Raw genomic sequence first — 23,866 nt, 5'->3', positions numbered from 1 at the left:
CTTACGCCCGCCATGCCTTAGCGGCAGGAGGATACCGGCACAAGATGACAAATATGGACAAAGTGTTAACAAAAGGATTGACGAGAGACAAAAGTCCTTGTAAGATGTAAGTAATTTCAATATTATCTTCATCCCGACAATTACATACCCAAACTTTAACATGTTACCGAAAGGGCATTAGTTAAAGAAGTGATTTTGCTTCTTTGACTATGCCCTTTTTTTGTTCTCTCGGGATCGCTAAGGAGGTGAGGAACTCCCGGTAAGAAGGCGTTGGTTGACAAAGCATCAGGGGGACCGCTTCAGTTTGTAACCGATTACAAAAGAACCTTTAAGGAGTGTTTGTACACATGAAAAGAAACAAATGGCTCAACATGGGAATTTCTTTGATGATGGTAACCGCAATCGCGGCAGGGTGCAGCAAAACGAACACAACGACTACGCCGGCAGCTACTCCGGGAGCGTCCTCGAACGCGAATTCGGGAGAAGCGGGCGGCAAAAAACTGACCGGCGAGTTCGAGATCCAATATTTTGTCGGCGGCTACGGCGACACCTGGTGGAAGGCGGCCATCGACGAGTTCCAAAAGGCTAACCCGGACCTTAAGATCAAACAGTCCGCAGGGGCCAAAATCAACGATCAAATGAAACCCCGCTGGATTCAAGGCAATCCGCCGGATGTGGTTTATATCGACGGAGCGGGCGCCAACGCGAGAACCATGTATCAGGACGGCCAGCTCATGGACATTACCGACTGGTTGAAAACCGCCAAAAACGCGGACGGCAAAAACATTATGGACATGTTCATTTCCAAGCCGGAAGAGTACGAAGCAGGCAAATACTACGATGTTCCGCTCGTCTTCGGATCGTGGGGAACGTTCTGGGACCGCGCCGAATTCAAGAAAAACAACTGGGAAGAGCCGAAAGACTGGGAGAGCTTCTTGGCTGTAGGCGACAAGATCAAGGCTTCCGGCAAGATGAGCGTCTACATTCATACCGGCGTATATCCTTATTACATTAACGGCGCGTTCCTGGATTCCGCAACCGTGGTGGCGAACAACTACGATACGTCCATCATCAAAAAAATCAACAACATGGAAGAAGGCGTATTCAAAAGCGAACCGGTTATGAAAGCGCTTGACAAGATCATTGAAATGCGTGATAAGGGCTTCATCGACAAGGGCTCCGTCGCTTTGAACCACACGGACTCCCAAACGCAGTTCCTCCAGCATAAAGCGGCCTTTATCCCGAACGGACTCTGGGTTGAGAACGAAATGAAGAAGGACGTTCCGCAAGGTTTCGACTTCGGATTCATTCCGTCCGTTACTCAGGAAAAAGGCGGCAAAAACGTAGCGATTCCGACTACGGCCACGATGGGTATCGCCAAAAAAGCGAAAAACCCGGAAGCGGCAAAAGCGTTCATCCAGTTTATCTTTACCGAAAAACAAGCGGGAAAATGGGCGGAAGCGACAGGCGCTCTGCTTAACGTAAAAACGAACCTCGACAACACGTCCGCAAGCAACCTGGCAAAAACGGCCATCAAATCCTACAGCTCTCCGGAAACGGTTGTAGCACCCGAGCCGGTTATTCCGGAAGACCTCAAAAAAGTGCGTAACGATTCCACGCTGGCTCTGACTCAAGGCACGATCACCAAAGAAGAGTGGGCGAAACGTATGGAAGACGAAGCAGCCAAACAGCGCGCCAAATTGAAAAAATAAGCACCCATATCTCCGGAGTGATAATAAGGGAATGCGAATTCCCTTATTGTCGTTCCCAGGAAAGCGGAGGTTCACGCATGAAAGGAACACCTGTCACTAATCCGGCCGGAGTCATTACGGCGAAAAAGCCAAAGAGCGGACGCTCCAAGGTAAGGCGCAATCTGTTTATTGCGACCTTTATTCTTCCGACCCTGCTGCTCTATCTCGTATTCACCGTCTATCCGATGCTCAAAGGCATCTACCTCAGCTTGTTCGACTGGTCCGGCGGCTCCATGGATTACAATTTTATCGGGCTGGACAATTTTAAAGAAATGTTCAAGGACCCCATTATTCCGAAGGCCCTGCTGAATGATTATTTCCTGGTGGCGGGCAAAGTGATCGGCTTTATGGTGCTCGCCCTGTTTTTTGCGGTGGCGCTCACCCGTCTTAAGATCAAAGGCTCGGGGTTTTACCGGGCGATCTTTTTTCTTCCGAACGTAATCTCCGTCGTAGTCGTCGGCGTGCTGTGGCGTTACGTGTACAACCCTAACCTGGGCTTCCTGAACTCTCTGATCGGCAAGATCAAAGGCGAGCCGTTCATATTTCCATGGCTGGGCGATGCGGCAACGGCGATGTGGTCGCTGCTTCCCCCTTCGATCTGGGCCGGCGTCGGTTTCTGTACCCTCCTTCTCATCGCGGGAATCTTGAGCATTCCGGACTCTCTGTACGAAGCGGCAGGGCTTGACGGCGCCACCCAATGGCAGCAGTTCTGGCACGTTACGCTTCCGCTCACATGGGAGCAGATTCAGACTTCCGTCATCTGGATCGTGATGACTACGCTCAACGGCTCCTTTATCATCGTCTCGATTATGACCGAGGGCGGACCGGACAATGCGACCCAGGTACTGGGCTCCTACTTGTACCAGCAGGGCTTCAGGCAGTATCACCTGAGCTATGCGGCCGCGATCGGCGTATTGACGCTCGTTGTATCTCTGGTAACGACGGTTGCCTTGCAGCGGATTATGAAAAGAGAACCGTTAGAAATTTCGTAGAGGGGTTATATGCATGAGTGATGGACTGAAAAACCCGTTTTGGCGCATAGTCGTCAACCTGCTTTTAATCGTGTGGGCGATCATGGTGCTTTACCCGCTCGTCTGGACCGTCCTCGGTTCCCTGAAGGATAACCAGCAGTTTTTCCAAGGTAATCCGTGGGATCTTCCCCAATTTCCGCTGTTGTTCTCCAACTTCAGCTACGTTTGGGATAAATACCAGTTCGGCGGCTATTTTATGAACTCGATCATTGTTACGGTTGTCAGTGTCTTGGCCGGTCTCGTGCTTTCCTCAATGACGGCTTACATTCTGGCCCGGTTTGCCTTCAAGGGAAGCGGCGTCCTCTATTACGTGTATATCGCTTCGATGATGATTCCCATGTTCCTCGGAATGATTCCCCTGTTCTTCCTGATGAGCGATATGGGATTGACCAATTCCCTTCTTGGGCTTATCATCGTATACACAGTTTCTACCATTCCGTTCAGCGTGTTCGTCCTGGTCGGATTCTTCAAAACCTTGCCGTCCGAAATCGAGGAAGCGGCCATGATGGATGGCGCCTCTTACTACGGCATTTTCTTCCGCATTATGATGCCTCTCGCCAAACCGGGACTCATTTCCGTCAGCATCATCAACGTGCTGAACACGTGGAATGAATACATTCTCGGCGTCGTACTCAATAGTGAACCTTCCAAATACACCCTTCCTGTGGGCATTGCCGTTATGCAGGGGGAGATGCAGTACCGGACGGAATGGGGTCCGCTGTTTGCGGCGCTTCTCATTTCCATGGTGCCGGTCATGATTTTCTATCTCATTTTTCAGCGTCAAATTGCCAGCGGAATTACAGCGGGTGCGGTTAAATAACGGCCCGCCGCTTTTTTCCGCAAGATGAAAAAGGTGAGCAAACATGCTGCATACGCTTCAAAAAATCGGCCGGTCTCTCATGATACCGATTGCCGTCCTGCCGGCCGCCGCAATTTTGCAGCGGCTCGGCGCTTTTACTTTCCAGGATCCGTTTCTGATCTTCATCTCGAAAATATTCAGCACCGGCGGCAATGCCATTGTGGATAACCTTCCTCTGCTGTTTGCGATCGGCATCGCGATCGGCATGACGTCCGGTCAAGGAGTGGCGGCGCTCGCGGCTACGGTAGGATACATCGTGTTTGTGAGAGCGCTTGCGACTTTTGAAAGCGTACCCGTAGAGCAGACGACGCCTGGAGCCCATTTGGATATGGGCGTCCTCGGAGGGATGATGACGGGGCTTATCACCGTGATGCTGTTCAACCGGTTTCATAATATCAAGCTTCCGGATTACCTCATGTTTTTCGGGGGCCGGCGTTTTGTGCCCATCATTACCTCGCTCGTTATGGCAGGAATGGGAGGAATTATGGGCCTGATCTGGCCTCCTGTACAGGATGTGATCCGGGATGCGGGCCTCTGGATCGTAGATGCGGGGGGAATCGGCGTATTCATGTACGGGTTTCTGAACCGGCTTCTTCTGGTTACGGGGCTGCACCACATTCTGAACAGTATCGTGTGGTTTCAGGTGGGCGAGTTTATGACAAATACCGGAACTTATGTTCATGGCGATATGACCCGCTACAACGCCGGCGATCCGAGCGCGGGCATGTTTATGAGCGGCTTTTTCCCGACGATGATGTTCGGCTTGCCTGCAGCCGCTTTGGCGATGATCAAATGCGCGCTGCCGGAGAAGCGGAAAAAAGTGGCCGCTCTGCTTTACAGCGCCGCACTTACCTCGATGCTCACCGGGGTGACCGAACCGCTTGAATTTTCGTTTATGTTTGCGGCACCGCTGCTGTACGGAGTTCATGCGGTTCTGAACGGACTTGCGATGCTGTTTATGCATCTGTTTAATATTAAACTCGGTTTCAGTTTCTCGGGAGGATTTATCGATTTGTTGTTGAATTGGAAATTAAAGGAATTCCCTTTCGCGTTTCTGATCATAGGAGTTGTCTATTTTGTCGTCTACTACGGATTGTTCCTGTTTCTGATTAAAGTTTTTAAATTGAAAACCCCGGGCAGGGAAGAAGACTTTCCCGGTTTGACCGCGGCGATCGTATCTTCGGCTCTGCCCCCGGAGGAAGAACGGATTACGGCTATCGTGAACAGCGTGGGCGGCATCGACAATATCGTCAAAGTGGACTCCTGCATAACCCGGTTGAGGCTGTGGCTTAAAGAGGCTGAGGAAGTGGAGGAAGAAAAACTGAAGGAACTGGGTGCATTCGGAATTATGAACATGGGAAAGGGACACGTGCACGTTATTTTCGGGACGGACTCGGAGCTGATTAAGGAATCCATTGCCAAACGTTTAGCTGCATAGATGGAGGAGAACCTTTATGATTCAAAGAAAAATCATTCACGTGCTTTCCCATAATGTAGTCATGACGAAGCTTTCGACCGGCAAAAATTCAATTGCCTTCGGCAAAGGAATCGGATTCAAAAAACAACCGGGCATGATTATAGAGGACGCCGATATTTCGCAGGAATTTCTGCTGCATACTTCGGAAGTGCTGGAACATTACGAGCACATTCTTCATGCCGTCGACGTCAAAATTATCGGGATTACGGAAGAAGTGATCGCTTACGCGCAGGGGCATCTGGAAGGGGAGTTTTCCGAAACGATCCACGCCGCGCTGGTCGATCACATCAACTTTGCCGTGGAACGCTGCAAGCGGGGGGTTCATATCCTCAATCCGTTCGCTTACGAAATCAAGCACTTGTACGAGGAAGAGTACCGGATAGCCAGCAAGGCGATCGATTTTCTGAATCAGCATCTGGATGTGAAGCTGCCGGACGATGAAATCGCGTTTCTCGCGATGCATTTCCATACCGCCCGGACCAAGGTGGAAAAAGGAACGGCGCTTGCGGTGGTCAGACTGGTCGCCCAGGTAATCGAGAGAGCCAAGGAGCTCGGTCTGGATTTTGACAATTCGTTTTCGACCGTCCGTTTTATTTCTCATTTAAAAGCGCTTATCGACCGGATCATGGAACAAAAAACGATACGGAATCCCCTGCTGGGTAAAATCAGCGAGGAATATCCCCTCGCTTTTCAAAAAGCGGTCCTTTTGGCGGAGCTGCTCAAGGCGAATCTCCAAAAACCGATTCCGATGGATGAAATCGGCTTTCTGGCTCTTCATCTTGAACGGCAGATGCAGCGCTCGGGGATGGACTAAACGCCTTCTCTGCTGCCGTAGGGAAAGTGGCGGGCTCCGGTCGGAAGCGGCACCCCCGCATTTTCTCGACGGCAGCAATCGTGATAAGATCGGAATGAGGAGGGATGATCATGACAGATTCCGCATTCCGCGCTTTGCAGGTCGATAAGACCGGGCAGGGCGTTTCACTGGGTATACGCGAAATGACGGTGGAGGAGCTCCCTGAAGGCGAGCTGCTGGTGAAGGTTGCCTACTCCGGCGTCAACTTCAAGGACGGGCTTGCCTCCATGCCGGAGAGTAAGACCGTCCGTTCTTATCCGATGGTACTCGGCATCGACTTGTCCGGCACCGTCGTTTCATCGGCAGATCCGCGCTATAAGGAAGGGGACGAAATCCTCGTCACCGGCTACGCGCTCGGGACCGGCCATTTCGGCGGCTACAGCGAGCTGGCCCGGGTGCCGGCGGACTGGGCGGTGCCCGTGCCGGAAGGCCTGACGCCGAAGGACGTCATGGCGCTCGGCACCGCGGGCTTCACGGCCGCTCTCTCCATCCAGCGGCTGGAAGACAACGGCCTGCGCCCGGGCCAGGGTCCCGTGCTTGTCACGGGAGCTACCGGCGGCGTGGGCACCGCCGCCGTCTCCATGCTGGCGGGTCTCGGCTACGAGGTAGCCGCCAGCACGGGCAAAAGCTCCGAGCACGCGTACCTGCGCGGACTCGGAGCAAGCGAGGTGCTGCCGCGCGAAGCGCTTGCGGCAGAAGACGGCAAGCCGCTCCGCCGCGAGCAGTGGAGCGCGGCGGTAGATCCTGTGGGCGGCGCGTCGCTTCCGTACGTGCTCGGCACGGTACGGTACGGCGGCTCCGTCGCCCTCAGCGGGCTCACCGGCGGCGGGGCGTTTCCCGCCACCGTGTACCCGTTCATCCTGCGCGGCGTGAACCTTCTGGGCATAGACTCCGTCTACTGCCCGGAAGGTTTGCGCAGGAAGCTGTGGGAGCGGCTTGCCGGCGACCTTAAGCCGCGCAGCCTGGGGGACATGATCCAGCGGGAAATCACGCTGGAGGAAGTGCCCGCGGCGCTGGGAGACATCCTGGCGGGCCGCATGCGCGGACGCGTCGTGGTGCGCCTGTAGCGCACACGAGCCGGTGCGGCGATGCCCGCCGCGTAACATTTTCAGGGTCGTGTGTTCCTAAACGCTCCGCCCAAAAGCGGACGCTTATTAAAAAAGCAGTCAGATGCGGATTCCCGCGGCTGACTGCTTTTTTTTGCGTACTATCTTCCTTGCACGTGGCGCTGGTCTCGTCCGGCGCTGTTAGGGACTCCATGCCATCACAAGCACATAGCTCCCTTGGGATAAAAATGCACTACCCGGCGCTGCTTCTCTTCCTGAGCTCATCGTCTTTTTTACGGCCGTTCGTCTGCGGAATCCGGGACCCGGAGGCCGCTCCCGTCAACGGTTCTATCTCCCTCGTCAAGCGCTTCCTCGCCGCCTCTCTCTCTTAAGAAAAGATGACGGTAATCGACCCATCCCTGGCGATCTGCACGAACGCCACCGATCGAGGAGTGAGCGGCGACCTGGAACGTTTTTTTTAATAAAAAAAGCAGAGCCGTTTCCGCGTGGAGCATGTCCTCGATCTTCAGCAGCTCCGCTGCCTGCCGTTCAAGGGAGGACTCGCGCTGGATTTGTCCCACCGCGTTTTGTATGCGGCTTTGGAGAGCGGAGCTCATATGCCTGTGGATATAGTTAGTCGTTTGAAGGAGATAACCGAGAAAACCTAGCGGAGAAGATGAAACCGGCATGAACATGCACATGTCCGCCTGATGGACATAGTCCCCGTCTGTAAAAGCGGCGATAGGCATCGTTTCGACTTTCACGCTTAGGCCCGCTTCCGTAAGTTTTCCGGCTATCCAGCGGGCATCTTCACCGTGCTGGGCGTACGCAAGGAGCCGCAGCGTCTCACCATCGTATCCCGATGTCCGGATCAGCTCGTCCACGGACAAAGACGTGCTGTCACGCGCATATCCGGCGTTCAAATCGGGTACTTCCGGAAGCCGGGAACCTTGCTTCAACTGAAAATCCCGCATAATGCCGGACGAAGGCCCGATCCGGTTATATCCGAGCTCCCGTGCCATGGCTTCACGGTCGATAAGCCGGTCGATAGCCTGACGGAGGAGCAGGCTGCGGCACGGACCGCGTCTGGTGTTGAATGTGAGCACAGTGCTTCCGTCGAATACATGGTCCTCTTTGGCAAGAAAGCCTTGATCTTTATACGTCTCCGCAGGCATCGGGACATCCCCGTGGGAGACGATGAGCTTATCTTTCCCTTTCGGACGGTAGGAGGCAAGCTGTTCCGGTAAAATCCACATCTCGATCACATCCAGATGAGGCCGTACGCCGTAATAGCCGTCGAAGGCATGAAGCCGGCAAATATATTTGTCATAAAACTCCATCCGGAAAGGTCCAGTACCTATAGGGGAACGGCCGAAAAGGGAGGGACTGTCCCGGACGATATCTTCCGGCACGATAGAAGCTGCCGGAAACGTCAGGAAGAAAGGCAGCAGATGATTGGGCCGTTTGAGCCCGATCCGAAGAATATAAGGGGTTCTGGGAGTGAGAGACACCACATCTTGGATGAACCAGGACCAACTGGAGCCGGTCGCGGAATCGGCAAGCCGTTCCAGCGAGTATTTCACATCCCCCGCATCCATTTCCCGGCCGTGGTGGAAATACACTTTTTTGCGCAGATAAAAAGTCCACTCGGTGCCGTCCGCACTGCATTCCCAATAATGGGCAAGCTGGGGGAGCAGATTTCCCGTTGCGGGATCGAGTTCGAGCAGCGTCGAGAACACATGGCTGATAAGCTGGCAGTCCGTGGCATAAATGGCGTGGGCGGGGTCGAGCGAAACGGGATGCCGGAACAAGGGCAGGCGCAGTGTATCCAGGACGGCTCCCTCGGAGGAGGCGGCGGTAAAGCCGAAATATCCGGACATCCAGTCCAGAAAACTGTCCTTAAGGGCGTAGTGGCGCCCGTAGGTGTGGATCAGTTCGACGGCAGCTTTGAAGTCGCCTTTGCGGGTTAAGTCCATCGCGGTCCGGGAGATGAGATCCGGAGCCGGGATCACGAAAGTAAGCAGCGAAGAACGGCCGCGTCCGCAGCCCGGCTGCCAGCGGATCCAGTCCAGCTGGGCCATTTTCTTAAGCAACAGCTTTACATTTCGTACGGTGCAGAACCAGTGGCCGGCCAGCAGATCCAGGGTGATCGGAACCGGCTCGCCTTCGCGCGCATGCGGCTGGCTGACGCGCAGCTGCAAATAATAATCGTAAAGCTGCATAAAGTCCGGTCTCCTTTTAGTTGTAAAAAAGGGGAAAATATTAAAGGTAATTATACTCTTTTTGTTCCTCTTATTCCATCTATAATCGAAGATAGCCGGCCGCTTCACACAAAGAAAGGGGTTTGACGCATGTATCCGCAACCGTATTATTTGGAAAAAGAAATGGAACAGCACAACCGGGACCTGGATCGCAGACTCCGGGACTATACCAAGTTCGGACGTTTTCTCCACTCGAAACTTATGAACAGCAAGAACGGAACGAAGAACACCAGTACAACCGCTAAATCCGCCGTATAAAACGTACTCATAAAGCTCCTGAGCCTGTCATAGGATGTAGTACAGGGCGGCATGTCCTTCAAGCTGCTGAGGGCAGAGGCTCGAAGGCGGGATGCCGTCACTTCAGGGGGAGCGTGAACAGTCGTGAAAGGTTTCAAAAACGTGATTTTTATGAGCCTCGCGCTTGGAATGCTGTTGTACTCCGTACCGCAGCTTGATATTGGGGGAGGCTTTACCCTGCCGACGGTGTTCGGCGCGCTTTGGATCTGTTTCGCCCTGCTTATCATCGCGGCTCATCTGCACGAACTGCTCGGTGTCGACGAGGAGACCCGGCAGGAAATCGTCCGCGTCAAGCGGATGAAGCGCTGGCGGATGGAGCAGCGGCTCCAGGGCAAGAAAATACTGGGCCTGCGCAAGTAGAGTATCCGGCGGGCACGGCGAGTGCCGGGGTACCGCGAATACTGCAGACACCCCAGACGCCGTAAGTCCCGCACGCGGAGATGATACAGGCAGCGAAGAAAAACCAGACGGACGGCGCCTTCCGCGCTTTTCGTTTGGTTTTTCTTCGTCTATAATAAACTTAACAGACTAATACAGCGAATCGGACGGGGGTAGTACAGTTGGATGAAACGGGAACAGAGTCGTTAACGAAGCACGAGCAGATTCTCCGCCATATCGAAAGCCTGAAGATCGGAAGCAAGATCAGCGTTCGCAAAATTGCGGATCAGCTCGAAGTGAGCGAAGGCACCGCTTACCGCGCTATCAAAGAAGCGGAGAACCAGGGCCTTGTTTCCACGAAGGAAAGGGTCGGCACGGTCAGGGTCGGCAAGCGGGAACGCCGCAATATCGATAAGCTGACCTTTGAAGAAGTCGTGAACATCGTGGACGGCGAAGTGCTCGGCGGCATGAACGGTCTGGAGAAGACGCTGCACAAGTTTGTGATCGGGGCCATGGAACTCGATGCGATGATGCGGTATGTGGAGGCAGGCTCGCTTCTTATCGTGGGCAACCGGGAGGAAGTGCACAGGCTGGCTCTGGAGCAGGGGTCCGGTGTTCTGATAACGGGCGGTTTTCATACGAGCCCCGAGATGACGAAGCTGGCGGATAAGCTGGAGCTTCCCATCATATCGAGCAGCTACGACTCCTTCACCGTGGCTTCAATGATTAACCGCGCCATTTACGACCGGCTGATCAAGAAAAAAATTCTGCTCGTCGAGGATATCCTGACGACGAACCCGCATGTTTTCGCTTTGAAAGCGAACAGCTCGGTCAAGGAATGGCGCGCGCTGGTCGAAGAGACGGGGCACAGCCGGTTTCCCGTCACGGACGAGTGGAACCGCGTTATCGGACTTGTGGCCCCCAAAGATATGCTGGGCGCCGATGCCGGCCAGACCGTCGACCGCCTGATGACGCGGAATCCTCTGACGGTCAGCCCGCAGACCTCCGTCGCTTCCGCCGCCCATATGATGGTGTGGGAAGGGATCGAGCTGCTGCCGGTCGTGGACGGCAACCGCAAAATGCTCGGCGTAATCAACCGCAATGACGTGCTCAAGGCGATGCAGTATATCCAGAAGCAGCCGCAGAACGGGGAGACGTTTGAGGATCTCATTTGGGGAAGGTTCGAGGAGTTCCGGGACGAACAAGGGAACGTGGTGTTCCGCGGAACGATAACGCCCCAGATGACGAATCACCTGGGGACGGTTTCGGAAGGGGTCCTGACCACTCTCATGACGGAAGCGGCGTACCGCGTCGTGCAGACCGTCAAGAAGGGGGACCTCGTGATGGATAACATGTCGACGTACTTTATCAAACCGGTGCAGATCGAAAGCGAAATCCAGATCCGGCCCAACATTCTGGAAGTGAGCCGTAAATTCGGCAAAATCGATGTGCAGATTTACCATGCGGGCACTTTGGTGTGCCGGGCGATGTTGACGGCCCAGTTTATCGACGGCGTCTGATCAGCGGGACATGCGGGAGAAGTACAAATAATTGCGGATTCCCGCAAACAGGTTAAACAGTCCGAGCAGCAGGCAGACCGTCCCGAATATTCGGCGCACCGGCGTGTCCGAGAGGAAGAACAGCTGCGTTACGGCAATAAGAATAAGCATCAGCCCCATACTGATATTCATCAGGGCGGCGTTGGTGCCTCTTTGCTTTGGATCGGTTTTCCGGCGGGAGCGGAAGCTGAAGACGACCGAGAAGAGCAGGGTAATAAAAATAAGCGTAGACAGTACGATTTGAACCGTTTCTAACATGTACGGAAAGCCCCCTACAGATTGTTTTGCCTTAACTGTACCGATTTTTCCTGGAAAAAGCAACGAAGCCGGGGCCTCTAAGGGCAACCGGCTGTCAAGAGTAAAGAAGGGATTCAATTCTTTCTGTCGAATAGATGTCTAATCATTAAAGAAGACACAACACGGGTTAGTTGCTTATCTCTAATTTTTGCTGCAGTTTCTCCCAGGAGGATTCCAGCTGCAGCCGTGGTACTTCCACAGTTTCGAACTTTTCGATCAGCGTATCTTTGAGAAGATCTTCAAAAAAGTTATCGAATTGGTACTGGGTCATAAATAACACTCCTAAGTTCTGGTCTATGGATAAAAATGTATACTTTTATATTATCTTTAAAACCTTACAGAATCAGCGCAATTTTGTTTCGCAAGGATGCAAAATAATTTTCACTGATGCGCAAGAAAAGAAGGATAATAATGGAAAAATTAGGTCCTGGATTAAAGACGTACCCGGGAACGGATGTCCTAAAATCGTGTTCTGTGGTGCAATCAGCCCTGTTCCGTGAACAAGTACGCAACCAAGCTTGCGCATATATGCAGTCTAGTGCATATGAACTATAAAAAAAGATTGCTTACCAGCAGTGGGCTGATAGGCAATCTTTTTGTTTTTTGCTATGATGTGGATAGGTTTACCACATCATATATCTAACTTCCGGTTTCTCGCTGGAAACCGCTTTTTGCAGTGATTCTACTTCGAGTTCGGACAAGGATGCGGAGGATACGGGAGCCGCTTTGGAACTTACAGCTTCTTTAACAGCTTGCTTCAGTTCACGGGACCATAGTACTGCCGTTTGCATGACAGACACCTCACTTTGAAATTAATATAAAACTTATTTCCTATATTACCTTAAAAACTTGTACTCGAAAAGGTGGATTTTATGAATTCCAAAAAAAAATGGATGATATTGTTTTTTATAGGTATCATCTTCCTTCAGTTCTGGTGCTTAAGGGTAGCTTACCGGTATCCGTATCTGGGTATTATCGTCGATCAGAACCCCAAGCAGGAATGGGTAATCACCCAACTGGAGCGGGTCAGCATAGGCTCCAAAATCGGATTCAAGCCGGATGACAAGATCCTCAGCGTAGACGGGAAAAGGCCGGAAGAGCATCTGACGGTCAAAAAATATTACAGTATCGAGCAGGCGGACGTCATTACCGTGCTTCGCGGAGACAAGGAACTGACCTTTACGACGCGGGACCACGCCACGTCCATGACGGTCGATATTTTATCCCTGCTGGGCGAGATCATTGCTTTTGTTTTCGCGTTTCTGATTTACAGCCGGCTTTCCAAATCCCGCTCGGCCCTTATGCTATCCGCCGTCTTTCTGAATATCGGGCTTATCTTCATGTGTCTCGGCGCGTCGACCCGAACCGATATTCTCGCCAAGGGGATGACGACAAGCCTGGTAGCGTGCCTGCCTTTTCTGTTCCTGCAGTTTCTGATTATGTTTTTCCAGGAACGATCCAATTTCATTTTCTCGACGCGTTACATGAAATACGTGTACGCCGCCATCGGGTTCTCTTCGCTGCTGCAGCTCAGCATGTTTTTCCCGGAGGCTAACTTCAAGTTCTACAAAATCATTTATTACGGCACGATGAGTTTCTTCATAGCCGGCTTTATTATGAATATTTATTTGCTGGCCCATTTATACAAGAAATACAGAAAATCGAACGATTATTTATTTACCATCATTAAAACGATTATATTTTGTTTGGGCTTGTCTTTCTGTACGCTGGCGTTCCTGAACTTTATCCCGAGGATTCTGTTCCAGACGGAACTGGCATTTTCCTATTACAGCGGCTGGTTCATTCTCTTCTTCCCCGTCACCTTCGGCTATCTCATTATGTCCAAGCAGCTTTACGATCTGGACATTATTTTGCGGCGGGTTTTTTACACGGCTGTGATCTCCGTTCTGCCAAGCGCCGTGCTCGTAGCCGTCAATTATTTTATTTTCCAGAAAGACGCGACGCTGAAACATATGGTGATCAGTTTTACGACCACAATGGTTGTGCTGACGTTCGTCACCTACTCCTTGGAGTATTTCGCGACTCGTCTGGAGAAGATCATGTTTCCCAGGAAATATTACCTGCAGCAGGCGCTCAAAAAAATCGCCAGCGCCCTCGGCAGCATTACGAATTTCCGCGAGCTTAGGGATATCGTGCTGGTGGATATCGTGGATATTTTACAAGTATACGGCGGGGCCATCGTGATCCAGTATGCGTCCGGAACCCTGGAAATCATCAGCGAAGGAAATATTGACGAGCAGGATGTGAAAAGGCGGTTCCTTACCGGCGACTGGTTCGACTCTGAATATACGCGAACGCTGATCAAAGGGCACGAGGAATACGTAAGCTACCTGGTCATGGCCAAAAAGAAAACCAATACGTTTATGAACCGGGAAGAAACCCAGTGGCTGAGCCTCATTATCTCGTATTTATCCGTCAGCCTGGAGAACCTGTATCTGATCCGCAAGCTGAACATGAAGCTGCTGGAGCTGGCCTCTGAGCTTCCCAACCAGGAAGGCAGCGAGGAATATGTCTGGTTCCGAAAAACGATGTTCGACCTTCAGGAGAAGGAACGGACGCGGATCGCGACCGATCTGCACGATACGACGATGCAGGATATTTTCTTCGTTCAACGGAAATTGAAGAATCTTCAGAAGCAGATGCTTAATCCCGATGAACACCGGCAGCTTAAAGATATTTTGAATCACCTGGAACTGATCAATATGAATTTGCGGCAGTGCTGCTTCGAGCTGAACCCTTATCTGCTTAAAAATATCGGGCTTGTCCGGGCCCTGCAGAACCTCGTGGATACCGAATCGAGTCTCGGCGATTACGAAATTCAGTTCGTGACGGAAGGAAAGACGACGGCGATGGAGAATCTCGATTATGAGGCGAAACGCCATATTTTCCGCGTCATTCAAGAATTGATTACAAATGCGAAGAAACATTCGCAGGCCAGCAGGCTTTTCATCCGGCTTGTCGCAAGCGGAAACGAAGTTACCATTCACTATGAGGACGATGGTATCGGATTTAAACCGAATTCGTCGTCAGGCAAGACAGTCGGCCGTTCCGGTATGGGCCTGGAGCAGATGAAAGGCCGGGTCCTGCATCTAAACGGGCAGTTCACAATGGAATCCATGACGGGTAAAGGCGTTGAAGTCAGAATTCAGATCCCTATAAAGGAAGGCATACCGACATGAACAAAATACAACATATCCTAATAGTTGATGACCACCCCGCCATGGCTTACGGCACAAAGTTTATTCTGGAGCAGGAGGAGAATATTCAAGTGGTCGGCGTCGCGACGACCGGGGAAATGGGCGTCGAAATGATGGTGGAGCTCAATCCTTCCATCATTTTTCTCGATTTTCACCTTCCGGATTTAACGGGCATGGAAGTCGCGGTCAAGATGAGGGAATTGAACAAGGACGTTCAGATCGTGATTTTCACGGGCATCGATTATATGCCGATTCTGAACAATCTTCTGGAGCTCGGCGTTTGCGGCATCATGTCCAAAGACTCGAGCGAGGACCAGATCCGCAACATGATGCGGGCCTTGAAGGAAGGCCAGTCCGTCATACCGATCTCTCTTCTGCATCAGATGAGGCTCAGCCACCCGGACGATGATTTGTCGAGTCTGACCGACGAGGAAATCAACATCATGAACCAGATCGTCAAAGGCGCCACCAATGAGCAGATTGCCGACGAGATTCATATGAGCAAGCGGTCGGTGGATAACTACGTGCGCAAGATCTACGACAAGTTCGGGGTGAAATCCCGGGCTCAGGCTATCGAGAAGTTTTTACAAATCAAGCGTTGACCAATCCCGAAAAGGCGGTGCAGTATGAAGGCTGAAGTTTGGAGCGATATTCAGGATCTCATTGAAACTTATTTTACCGTACCTTCCTTGAAAGAATTGCTGTTAAAAAGCGTGGCGGACAAGAAAGAAGAGCATTCCATCTGGGGGGAACTCACCTGGAGTGTTCACGATCTGCTCGGCGGAAGCAATCCGGCCATTCACCGGGCCGCCGCATTGACCGAGCTTATGCTGCTTGCGCTGGATATCATGGACGATATCCAGGATCAGGACAATACGGAGAAGCCGTGGATGACCGTGCCCCAGGAGCAGGCGCTGAACGTATACACGGGACTCGTGACGGCGTCCGTCTCCGAACTCGGAGCCTTGCGCCGCCAATACCCGGCCGCCCCTCTGCCCGATCCCGCCAAAGTGTGCGAATTTATTACGGAGGCGATTAACGGCCAGCACCTGGACGTGACGAATGCCGTGCAGACGGAAGAAGATTATGTGGGAATGGTTCAGCGCAAATCCGGTACCCTGGTTCAACTGGCTCTGTACATGGGCTATGCCTGCACGGATGCGAACGCCGATGAAGATACCGTCGGCAAGCTGAACCGTCTGGCCGTCTATATGGGACTGATGGCTCAGCTTGACAACGATTTGAGCGATCTGCTCCGCTTCGATTACAAGAACGATCTCGTGCAGAAGAAGAAAACCATTCCGGTCCTGTTCCTTCTGGACGAGGAAGACACGGAATTCCCGGTTATCCAGCAGTATTACAACGGTGAAATCGACCAGCCTCAATTTTTAAAACATAAGCCGCAGTGCGTCCAGTATGTCGTGGACTCCGGCTGTATCGAATACACGCGTACGATTCAGAACTTGTATCTGCACCATGCGGACGAGCTGTTTGCCGAAATTCCGGCCGCTTCCGCGAATAAAGAGGCTTTCCGGGAGATCGCTCTGGCCCGTTTCGAGCTGTAACGCCCGTTTGCAGCCTGTCCTGCCTATTTTAATAGGAAAGGCTAGTAAGAGCCGTTAAAGGCGTCGTGATCCGGCACGATCGTTCCTTTGTCGGGAAGAGCCTGCTTCTTCGGTTCGTCCGCCGTAATCCACACGGTCAGCTCCGATTGTACGAGCGCCATCGCTTTGACATTGACGATGTAGTCTTTATCGATTACGCCGTAATACGTTTTGTTCGCGATAAGGCGTTCGTACAATTGGGGCGAATCCCGGATTTCCCCCAGCTTCTGCCCTTCGACGATTTTCAGATCCCTTTTGACCCGGTCTTCCAGCGCTTTCTGAACATGGCTTTCCAGCGGATGCTGAATATCATTGTACAAATGGACGGTCACACGCGTGATCAGTCCTTGTTTGTTTTTGAATTTGTTTAGAGTCTCGATATCCAGTTGAAGTCCGTTGTTTTCTTTTTTCAGGTTCCAGTTCTCGATCACGAGCACGTTGTAGGTATGATGATACAAGCTTAGAAACACGGCGCTGCCCACAATCCCCCCCGCTAAAAAAAGCCCGATACCCGCGAGAAAGCGGGGGTAACGGTCGAAGCTGGGCATTTTCAAGACTGCCCGCCTCCCTTGCAGATCAGCTGGATGAGCGATGTGCCCATATGCGCCCCGATATAGGCGCTGATGATCAGCAGAATTTGCTTGAAGGCGGGAGAAAGCTGCCCGTCCTGAAAGTTGTCCTGGATCATCCGGATGGGGTCGATCGTGCCCCCGATTGCGGCGACCATCGCCCAAATTTTAATGTTCTCGGCGATAAGCAGCATCTTATAGGTCGGGGGCTGGAGCGACAGAACCGAGCCGATTCCCGCCAGCATGCTGCCTCCCATAACGACGCCGAAAGCTACGAAGAAATTGAGTATCGCGGAAGTGACAAAGCCCGTCACCTGATTTCCTTCTTTCTTTTTTGGACTTCTGTGCGGTTTTATTAGGGTCCCTTTGGTAAAGTCTATGAAGTTCTTTGAACGTTTATGATAGAGAAAAGAGACAAAGCCCGCGATTCTTGCAGAACGGCTGCGGTCTCTATTTTTTTGCTAGAATCTCCGGGAAATTGCGTTATACTGATTAAAAAGAAATTTTACCGGAGATCGCGAGGAGCAAAGGAGGCAGGTTTCTTGTACGCCAAAGCCCACATTCACAGTATGGCTCCCTACATACCCGGCTTTCAGCCGGAAGCGGAGCAGCAGGTTATCAAGCTCAACTCCAACGAAAATCCTTATCCGCCCTCACCCGATGTGAGGAAGGCACTGGCAGGTTTCGATTACGCTTTGCTGAGGCGCTATCCCAATGCGACGGCCGAGCCCGTAAGGGAAGTGCTGGCGGAGATTTACGGGGTAAACCGCAATCAGGTGTTCTGCGGCAACGGTTCCGATGAGATCATTTCCCTCCTGTTCAAAGCATTTCTGGAGGAGGGAAGCACTATCGCCCTGCCGTATCCGACCTATTCACTCTACCGGACCGCGGCGGACATCCACCGGGTACACTGCGAATTCGTACCGACCCGGGATGATTTCAGCATCGATACGGAAGCTCTGCTCGCCGTGCCTTCCCAGGCCATCATTCTCGTGAATCCCAATGCCCCTACGGGATTGCTAGTGTCCGTGGATGTGATTGAAGAGCTTGCCGGCCGTTACAATGGGCTTCTGATCGTAGATGAAGCTTATATCGATTTTGCCGATGGAGAAGCGAGCGCCTTGAGGCTGATCGGACGCTGTCCGAACCTGCTGATTCTGCGCACGTTATCTAAATCGTATTCGCTTTGCGGAATTCGCTTCGGCTATGCGTTTGCGGACGAGGCTCTGATCGAGGCGCTCGACAAATGCAAAGATTCCTACAATGTAAGCATGCTCACGCAAACAATCGCGGCCGCCGCGCTGAGGGACCGGTCCTATTTCGACGAAACCGTCGGCCGCATCCGCGCGTCCAGAGGCAGTTTGGGCGGCAGTCTCCGCAGACTCGGTTTTGCCGTTCCCGATTCGGAGACGAATTTCCTGCTCTGCACGCCTCCGGCCGGATCGGGATTATCCGCAAGAAGGATTACGGAGTGGCTCGCGGAGCGGCACGTGTACATCCGGCATTTCGATTCCCCGCTGCTTGAGGACAAAATCCGAATCAGCATAGGCACGGAGGAGGAAAACAGCAAGCTGCTGACACTCCTTGAAGACCTGCTTAACAGGCCGGAGGATGAAACGGTACCATCGGGAGATTAAATTTTCTTTTCGTTTACAAAAATAAAATGTATTAAAGGAGCAACGTTATGACATCTCCAGCGAAAGGCGCAATTTCCGAAAAACTCGCAGGCCAGCTTGAAAAAGGCTCCTGGATCCGTAAGCTCTTCGACGAAGGGAAGCGGCTGATCGACATTTACGGAGCCGACGAAGTGTATGATTTCTCGCTTGGAAATCCGATAGTCGAGCCGCCCGAGGCTTTCCTGAAAGCGCTGGCCGATACGGTAAACAGCGGCGAGCTGGGCAAGCACCAGTACATTCCGAACCAGGGGCTGCCTCCGGCAAGACAGAAAGTGGCGGACTATCTTAACGGCCGTTACGGAGGCAGCGTCAAGCCCGAACATATCGTCATGACGGTCGGTGCGGGCGGAGGGCTGAACGTGGTTCTGAAAAGCATCCTGAATCCGGGCGATGAAGTGATTCTGCTGACGCCTTACTTCGTGGAATACGACTACTATGCCGACAATCACGGCGGCGTCGCGGTTCATGTTCCCCTCGCGGACGATTTTAGCGTCGATACGGAACGTGTCGCCGGGGCGATCACGGAGAGAACACGCGCGATCATTATCAACACACCGGGTAATCCGACCGGCACGCTTCTTACGCAGGACAATTTGAACGAACTGGGAAAAGTGCTCGCCGAGGGCGAGAAAAAACACGGCGGCCTGATCTATATGGTGTACGACGATCCGTACAGCCAACTGGTCTACGACGCGGTTCCGCCGAACCCGTTTGCCGCATACGGGCGTACGATTCTCGTCAGCTCGTTCAGCAAAGACCTCGGAATCGCCGGAGAGCGTCTCGGTTATGTCGCGGTAGACGCTTCGGCAGACGATGCGCAGCTGCTCGCCCAGGCGTTCGTTTTCAGCAACCGCACGCTCGGATTTGTCAACGCGCCGGTTATGATGCAGCGTGTCATTACGCGTATGGATACGCTCGCCGTCGAGCAGCAGGAATACCGCAAGCGGCGCGATCTTATGGTCGGCGTGCTGCAGGAGGCCGGTTATGAATTCACCGTGCCGCAGGGAGGCTTCTTCATCTTCCCGAAGACGCCGATTGCCGACGACGTCGAGTTCTGCCTGAAAGCGGTGCAGGAGCATCGCCTTCTGATTGTGCCGGGAAGCGGCTTCGGACGAGGCGGGCATTTCCGGCTGTCTTACAGCGTGCCCATCAAGCAGATCGAGCGCTCCGGCAAAGTATTTAAGGCGCTTCTGGATTCTTACCGGTAATCAAGCAGCGAGAGTGAGGCATCGAGAAAGCAGGAAAGGCAGGCTGCTTGCCGTTTCCGGCGTGGCGCGGCCGTGGTTGACCACCGTCATGTGACGCCGAGCACCATCGCGCTGGGGTCTTCGCGCGGAGCGGAAAACTCCGGGTGCGCATTCCGGCGCCGAGTGCCGAACTGTCAAACCCGGAACAAAGAGAAGCTCCCGCTGCTGCCGTATGGGAGCAAAATGACAACCAAAACCGTCTGCCCTTTCGGGTGCAGGCGGTTTTTTCAAGATAAAAACGGGCCGGAGGCTAAATTTTTCCGGGGCGAACGCATTTTCGCCTTTTTGAAAATTGTGATAGAATAGAAGAAAGGAAGTTTCGGAGGAGTAATGGCCATGAATTCGTTTGTACATCTGCATGTTCACAGTGAATACAGCCTGCTTGACGGGGCCGCCCGCATCCAGGACCTCGTGGAAACCGCCTCGCAGTTGGGCATGAAGTCACTTGCGCTGACGGATCATGGCGTCATGTATGGGGCGGTACCGTTTTATAAGGCATGCCGGGCCAAGGGCATCAAGCCTATTCTGGGCTGCGAAGCTTATTTTACGGAAGGGACGATCCGCACCAAGGGAACGCGGCAGGAGCAGCCGATCTATCATCTCATTCTGCTGGCCAAAAACATGCAGGGCTATCAGAACCTGATGAAGCTGTGCTCGGTCGGTCATCTGGAAGGATTCCACTATAAACCGCGCATTGATCACGACCACCTCGCCCGCTATTCGGAAGGGCTTGTTTGTCTGAGCGCATGCCTGGGGGGAGAGGTGTCCCAGCATCTGCTGCACGACCGCAAGGAACAGGCGAAAGCGGCCGCCGAGCGGTATCGTTCTATTTTCGGCGAAGATTTTTATCTGGAAATTCAGGATCACGGGTCCATCGAGCAGAAAAAAGTCATGCAAGGCATGATCGAGCTGAGCCGAGAGACGGGCATTCCGCTTGTCGCCACCAACGACGTGCATTACGTCAGGGAACAGGATCATGTGGTGCAGGATGTGCTTCTGTGCATCGGAACCGGCAAGACGGTGGACGATCCCCAGCGCCTCAAGTTCGAAACGAGCCAGCTTTACCTGAAAAGCGAAGACGACATGCGCAAACTGTTCGCACATGTACCCGAGGCGCTCGACAATACGCTGCTTGTGGCGGAGAAGTGCGAACTGGTTTTGAATTTCGACCAGTCCATCCTGCCGAAATTCAAACCGATCCCCGAGGGGCTCAGCGCGGGAGAATACCTCAAGGAGCTGTGCACGGAGGGGCTTGCCCGGCGCTACGAAAATCAGCCGGGCTGGAATGACCTGCAGGGGGAATACCGTCAGACGCTGGAGACGAGGCTTTCGTACGAGCTTGGCGTTATCGAGAGCATGGGCTTCTCGGATTATTTTCTTATCGTCTGGGATTTTATCCGCTTCTCGCACGAGCACGGTATTATGACGGGACCCGGAAGGGGGTCTTCGGCAGGAAGTCTCGTTGCGTACGTGCTCCGGATTACCGATGTGGACCCTATTCGGTATAAGCTGCTCTTTGAGCGTTTTCTGAACCAGGAGCGGATCACGATGCCGGATATCGATATCGATTTTAACGACGAGCGGCGGGACGAAGTTATCGATTATGTCGTGGCGAAGTACGGGCAGGAACACGTCGCTCAGATCATCACGTTCGGGACGATGGCCGCCAAGGCCGCCGTACGCGATGTGGGCCGGGTGCTGAACGTTCCGTACAACGAAGTGGACCGTGCCGCGAAAATGATTCCGGGGCAGCTCGGCATGACGCTGGAAGCGGCCCTGAAGGTGAACCCGGATCTGAAAGATCTGGCCGAGAAGCAGCCTAAAACCGCGGAACTGCTGAATATGGCGAAACGTGTCGAGGGCATGCCCCGTCATGCTTCGACACATGCCGCGGGAGTTGTCATTTCGCGCGAACCGCTGACTCATTATGTTCCCTTGCAGGAGGGAACCGGCCAAACACCGCTGACCCAATATTCGATGGAGCATCTGGAAGCCATCGGTCTGCTGAAGATGGATTTTCTCGGTCTGCGGACCTTGTCCATCATCGAACGGACCTTGAAATCCATTGAGGAGCAGGAAGGCATCAAACTGGATTTGGCGAAGCTGGACATGGATAACGACCCTCTGACGTACGAGCTTCTCGGGAAAGGGGAGACAACCGGTATTTTCCAACTGGAGTCTCCGGGAATACGCAAGGTGCTTCGGGATCTGAAGCCGTCGGGATTTGAAGATATCATTTCCGTTAACGCCTTGTACCGTCCGGGTCCGATGGAGTTTATCCCCCGGTACATCGAATGCAAGCACGGACTGACGGAGCCGCAGATTCCGCATGAAGCGCTGGTGCCGATCCTTAAGGATACGTACGGCATTATCGTCTATCAGGAGCAGATCATGCAGATCGCTTCGGTCATGGCGGGATTTTCGCTCGGCGAAGCGGACCTGCTCCGGCGTGCCGTTTCCAAGAAGAAGCGCGAAGTGTTGGATGAGCAGCGCGCACACTTCGTGGAAGGCAGCGTCGGGTTAGGCTATAAGGAGGAAGAGGCGAACGGCGTCTACGACATGATCGTGCGGTTCGCGGATTACGGGTACCCGCGTGCGCATGCAACCGCTTATGGCGTACTGGCTTTCCAGACGGCGTACTTGAAGGCACATTATCCGCGGCATTTTATGGCTTCCATGCTGACGGCCGTCGTCGGTAATCACCGGAAAACGGCCGAGTATGTCGACGAATGCAGACGGATGAAGCTTGAAGTGCTTCCGCCGGATGTGAATGAGAGCGGCGTTAATTTTACGCCTGTCGCTCCTAAAGCAACCTTGCAGGTTGAGGAAGGGACAGACGAAGGGCATGCAGGGACGGACAACGGAGATAAGGACCGCGAGGAAGCCGCCGTTACGGCCGAAAGCATTCGTTCTAAGGGAGAAGACCGGATAATCGGGGATTCCGGGGAATCTGCCAAGAACGATGCCGGCGCTTCTCCCGGCGGTAAGGGTGCCATCCGCTTCGGTCTGGCCGCGATCAAAAACGTCGGCACGAACGCTATCGAAGCGATCCTCAAGGAGCGGCGGGAGAAACCTTACGAGAGTCTGCTCGATTTCTGCCGGAGAGTGGATCTGCGCGTCTGCAACAAACGCGTGATCGAATCGCTCATTCAGGGAGGGGCGCTTGACGGCTTTCCCGGTCACCGCGCCCAATTTGTCGCTATGCTGGACGATACGGTGGAGGCGGCGGTGAAATGGCGGAAAGAGCGGGATGATCTGCAGCTTCACTTATTCGGCTTCGTTGAGGAACCGAACTGGGAAGTGGAGATTCCGCAGGTTGCCAAGCTTTCCCGCACACAGCAGCTGGAGTATGAACGTGAACTGCTGGGACTTTATATATCCGGTCATCCGCTTGATGACCATCAAGAGCTGCTGCAGGAGCTGGAAGCGGACCCGCTGCATTATTTGCAGGATTATGCCGATAACAGCGAAGTTATCGTGGCGGGTATGGTTGTCTCCAGCAAAACGATCGTCACGAAGAAAGGCCAGCCTATGGCCTTCATGGATCTGGAAGACCGGATTGCGCGGGTCGAAGTGGTCTTGTTCCCGGAAGCGTGGAAAAAACATGCTCCGCTCGTGCAGAAAGGCAGCGTCGTCCTTGTCAAAGCGAAGCTTCAACTGCAGGACGAAGACCCGCCGAAGCTGCTGGCGGAGGCAGTGGCCGCGCCGGACGATCCGGCCGTCCGCCGCTGGCAGCGCCGCCC

21 protein-coding genes are annotated in these 23,866 nt (G+C 53.3%); 15 read left to right on the top strand and 6 right to left on the bottom strand.

Annotated elements, in window-relative coordinates; genetic code table 11:
- The first annotated feature begins 347 nt into the window (after positions 1-347).
- The 6 genes from PCH01S_RS10025 (at position 348) to PCH01S_RS10000 (ending at position 7,038) form a co-directional block, all read left to right on the top strand.
- Positions 348-1,712, top strand: a complete 1,365-nt coding sequence (locus PCH01S_RS10025; RefSeq protein WP_042228966.1) for an ABC transporter substrate-binding protein — start codon at positions 348-350, stop codon at positions 1,710-1,712.
- A gap of 77 nt (positions 1,713-1,789) precedes the next feature.
- Positions 1,790-2,743, top strand: a complete 954-nt coding sequence (locus PCH01S_RS10020; protein ID WP_042228965.1) for a carbohydrate ABC transporter permease — start codon at positions 1,790-1,792, stop codon at positions 2,741-2,743.
- Between the two features lie 13 nt (positions 2,744-2,756).
- Positions 2,757-3,602: a carbohydrate ABC transporter permease gene (locus PCH01S_RS10015; protein ID WP_042228963.1), complete on the top strand. Its 846-nt coding sequence runs from the start codon at positions 2,757-2,759 to the stop codon at positions 3,600-3,602.
- A 43-nt stretch (positions 3,603-3,645) separates the two neighbouring features.
- Entirely contained in the window at positions 3,646-5,079 is a 1,434-nt protein-coding gene (locus PCH01S_RS10010; protein WP_042228959.1) for a PTS transporter subunit EIIC, read from the top strand.
- Positions 5,080-5,095: 16 nt separating this feature from the next.
- Positions 5,096-5,932 (top strand): PRD domain-containing protein, encoded by an 837-nt coding sequence (locus PCH01S_RS10005; protein ID WP_042228957.1) that lies wholly within the window; start codon positions 5,096-5,098, stop codon positions 5,930-5,932.
- Between the two features lie 110 nt (positions 5,933-6,042).
- Positions 6,043-7,038 carry an acrylyl-CoA reductase family protein gene (locus PCH01S_RS10000; RefSeq protein WP_042228955.1) on the top strand — a complete coding sequence of 332 codons (996 nt, stop codon included), beginning with the start codon at positions 6,043-6,045 and terminating at the stop codon, positions 7,036-7,038.
- Between the two features lie 272 nt (positions 7,039-7,310).
- On the opposite strand, the gene PCH01S_RS09995 is transcribed toward PCH01S_RS10000, so the two are convergent.
- Positions 7,311-9,239: an ABC transporter substrate-binding protein gene (locus PCH01S_RS09995; RefSeq protein ID WP_042228953.1), complete on the bottom strand. Its 1,929-nt coding sequence runs from the start codon at positions 9,237-9,239 to the stop codon at positions 7,311-7,313.
- Positions 9,240-9,368: 129 nt separating this feature from the next.
- Here PCH01S_RS09995 and PCH01S_RS30860 point away from each other — a divergent pair, with 129 nt between their 5' ends.
- The 3 genes from PCH01S_RS30860 (at position 9,369) to PCH01S_RS09985 (ending at position 11,473) form a co-directional block, all read left to right on the top strand.
- Positions 9,369-9,536 carry a hypothetical protein gene (locus PCH01S_RS30860; RefSeq protein ID WP_164977113.1) on the top strand — a complete coding sequence of 56 codons (168 nt, stop codon included), beginning with the start codon at positions 9,369-9,371 and terminating at the stop codon, positions 9,534-9,536.
- Between the two features lie 123 nt (positions 9,537-9,659).
- Positions 9,660-9,935 carry a hypothetical protein gene (locus tag PCH01S_RS09990; RefSeq protein ID WP_042228952.1) on the top strand — a complete coding sequence of 92 codons (276 nt, stop codon included), beginning with the start codon at positions 9,660-9,662 and terminating at the stop codon, positions 9,933-9,935.
- A gap of 200 nt (positions 9,936-10,135) precedes the next feature.
- Positions 10,136-11,473 carry a DRTGG domain-containing protein gene (locus PCH01S_RS09985; RefSeq protein WP_009674567.1) on the top strand — a complete coding sequence of 446 codons (1,338 nt, stop codon included), beginning with the start codon at positions 10,136-10,138 and terminating at the stop codon, positions 11,471-11,473.
- On the opposite strand, the gene PCH01S_RS09980 is transcribed toward PCH01S_RS09985, so the two are convergent.
- From PCH01S_RS09980 to PCH01S_RS30850, 3 genes are all read right to left on the bottom strand, one after another.
- The gene (locus PCH01S_RS09980) at positions 11,474-11,770 is read right to left on the bottom strand and encodes a YtpI family protein (RefSeq protein WP_042228950.1); all 297 of its coding nucleotides are present in this window, start codon (positions 11,768-11,770) and stop codon (positions 11,474-11,476) included. It abuts the gene before it with no gap.
- Positions 11,771-11,936: 166 nt separating this feature from the next.
- Entirely contained in the window at positions 11,937-12,080 is a 144-nt protein-coding gene (locus PCH01S_RS30855) for a hypothetical protein (protein ID WP_009674608.1), read from the bottom strand.
- Between the two features lie 352 nt (positions 12,081-12,432).
- Positions 12,433-12,600, bottom strand: coding sequence for a hypothetical protein (locus PCH01S_RS30850; RefSeq protein ID WP_164977114.1), 168 nt, complete (start codon positions 12,598-12,600; stop codon positions 12,433-12,435).
- Between the two features lie 81 nt (positions 12,601-12,681).
- Here PCH01S_RS30850 and PCH01S_RS09975 point away from each other — a divergent pair, with 81 nt between their 5' ends.
- The 3 genes from PCH01S_RS09975 to PCH01S_RS09965 are packed head-to-tail and all read left to right on the top strand — an operon-like array spanning position 12,682 to position 16,592.
- On the top strand, positions 12,682-15,009 hold the full coding sequence (locus tag PCH01S_RS09975; RefSeq protein ID WP_042228949.1) for an ATP-binding protein: 2,328 nt from the start codon (positions 12,682-12,684) through the stop codon (positions 15,007-15,009).
- Complete coding sequence (locus tag PCH01S_RS09970) at positions 15,006-15,629, top strand: response regulator (protein ID WP_042228946.1); 624 nt, start codon at positions 15,006-15,008, stop codon at positions 15,627-15,629. The genes PCH01S_RS09975 and PCH01S_RS09970 overlap by 4 nt, the downstream gene beginning before the upstream one ends.
- Positions 15,630-15,653: 24 nt before the next feature.
- Entirely contained in the window at positions 15,654-16,592 is a 939-nt protein-coding gene (locus tag PCH01S_RS09965; protein WP_042228944.1) for a polyprenyl synthetase family protein, read from the top strand.
- Positions 16,593-16,633: 41 nt separating this feature from the next.
- On the opposite strand, the gene PCH01S_RS09960 is transcribed toward PCH01S_RS09965, so the two are convergent.
- Complete coding sequence (locus PCH01S_RS09960) at positions 16,634-17,179, bottom strand: hypothetical protein (RefSeq protein ID WP_241688885.1); 546 nt, start codon at positions 17,177-17,179, stop codon at positions 16,634-16,636.
- Positions 17,180-17,181: 2 nt separating this feature from the next.
- Complete coding sequence (locus PCH01S_RS09955) at positions 17,182-17,514, bottom strand: YtrH family sporulation protein (protein WP_009674587.1); 333 nt, start codon at positions 17,512-17,514, stop codon at positions 17,182-17,184.
- Between the two features lie 228 nt (positions 17,515-17,742).
- Here PCH01S_RS09955 and hisC point away from each other — a divergent pair, with 228 nt between their 5' ends.
- The 3 genes from hisC to PCH01S_RS09935 form a co-directional block, all read left to right on the top strand.
- Positions 17,743-18,837 (top strand): histidinol-phosphate transaminase, encoded by a 1,095-nt coding sequence (hisC, locus tag PCH01S_RS09950; protein ID WP_053228690.1) that lies wholly within the window; start codon positions 17,743-17,745, stop codon positions 18,835-18,837.
- A 47-nt stretch (positions 18,838-18,884) separates the two neighbouring features.
- Positions 18,885-20,084 (top strand): pyridoxal phosphate-dependent aminotransferase, encoded by a 1,200-nt coding sequence (locus PCH01S_RS09945; RefSeq protein WP_042228940.1) that lies wholly within the window; start codon positions 18,885-18,887, stop codon positions 20,082-20,084.
- A 375-nt stretch (positions 20,085-20,459) separates the two neighbouring features.
- On the top strand, positions 20,460-23,866 hold a 3,407-nt coding region (locus PCH01S_RS09935; protein WP_042228937.1), incomplete at its 3' end, for a DNA polymerase III subunit alpha.

It is taken from the genome of Paenibacillus chitinolyticus NBRC 15660, from assembly GCF_000739915.1.
In the GTDB taxonomy this organism is placed as follows: Bacteria; Bacillota; Bacilli; order Paenibacillales; family NBRC-103111; genus Paenibacillus_F; species Paenibacillus_F chitinolyticus.
Note: the sequence above shows the minus strand (reverse complement) of the source record. Positions and strands in the feature narration are given on the sequence as shown.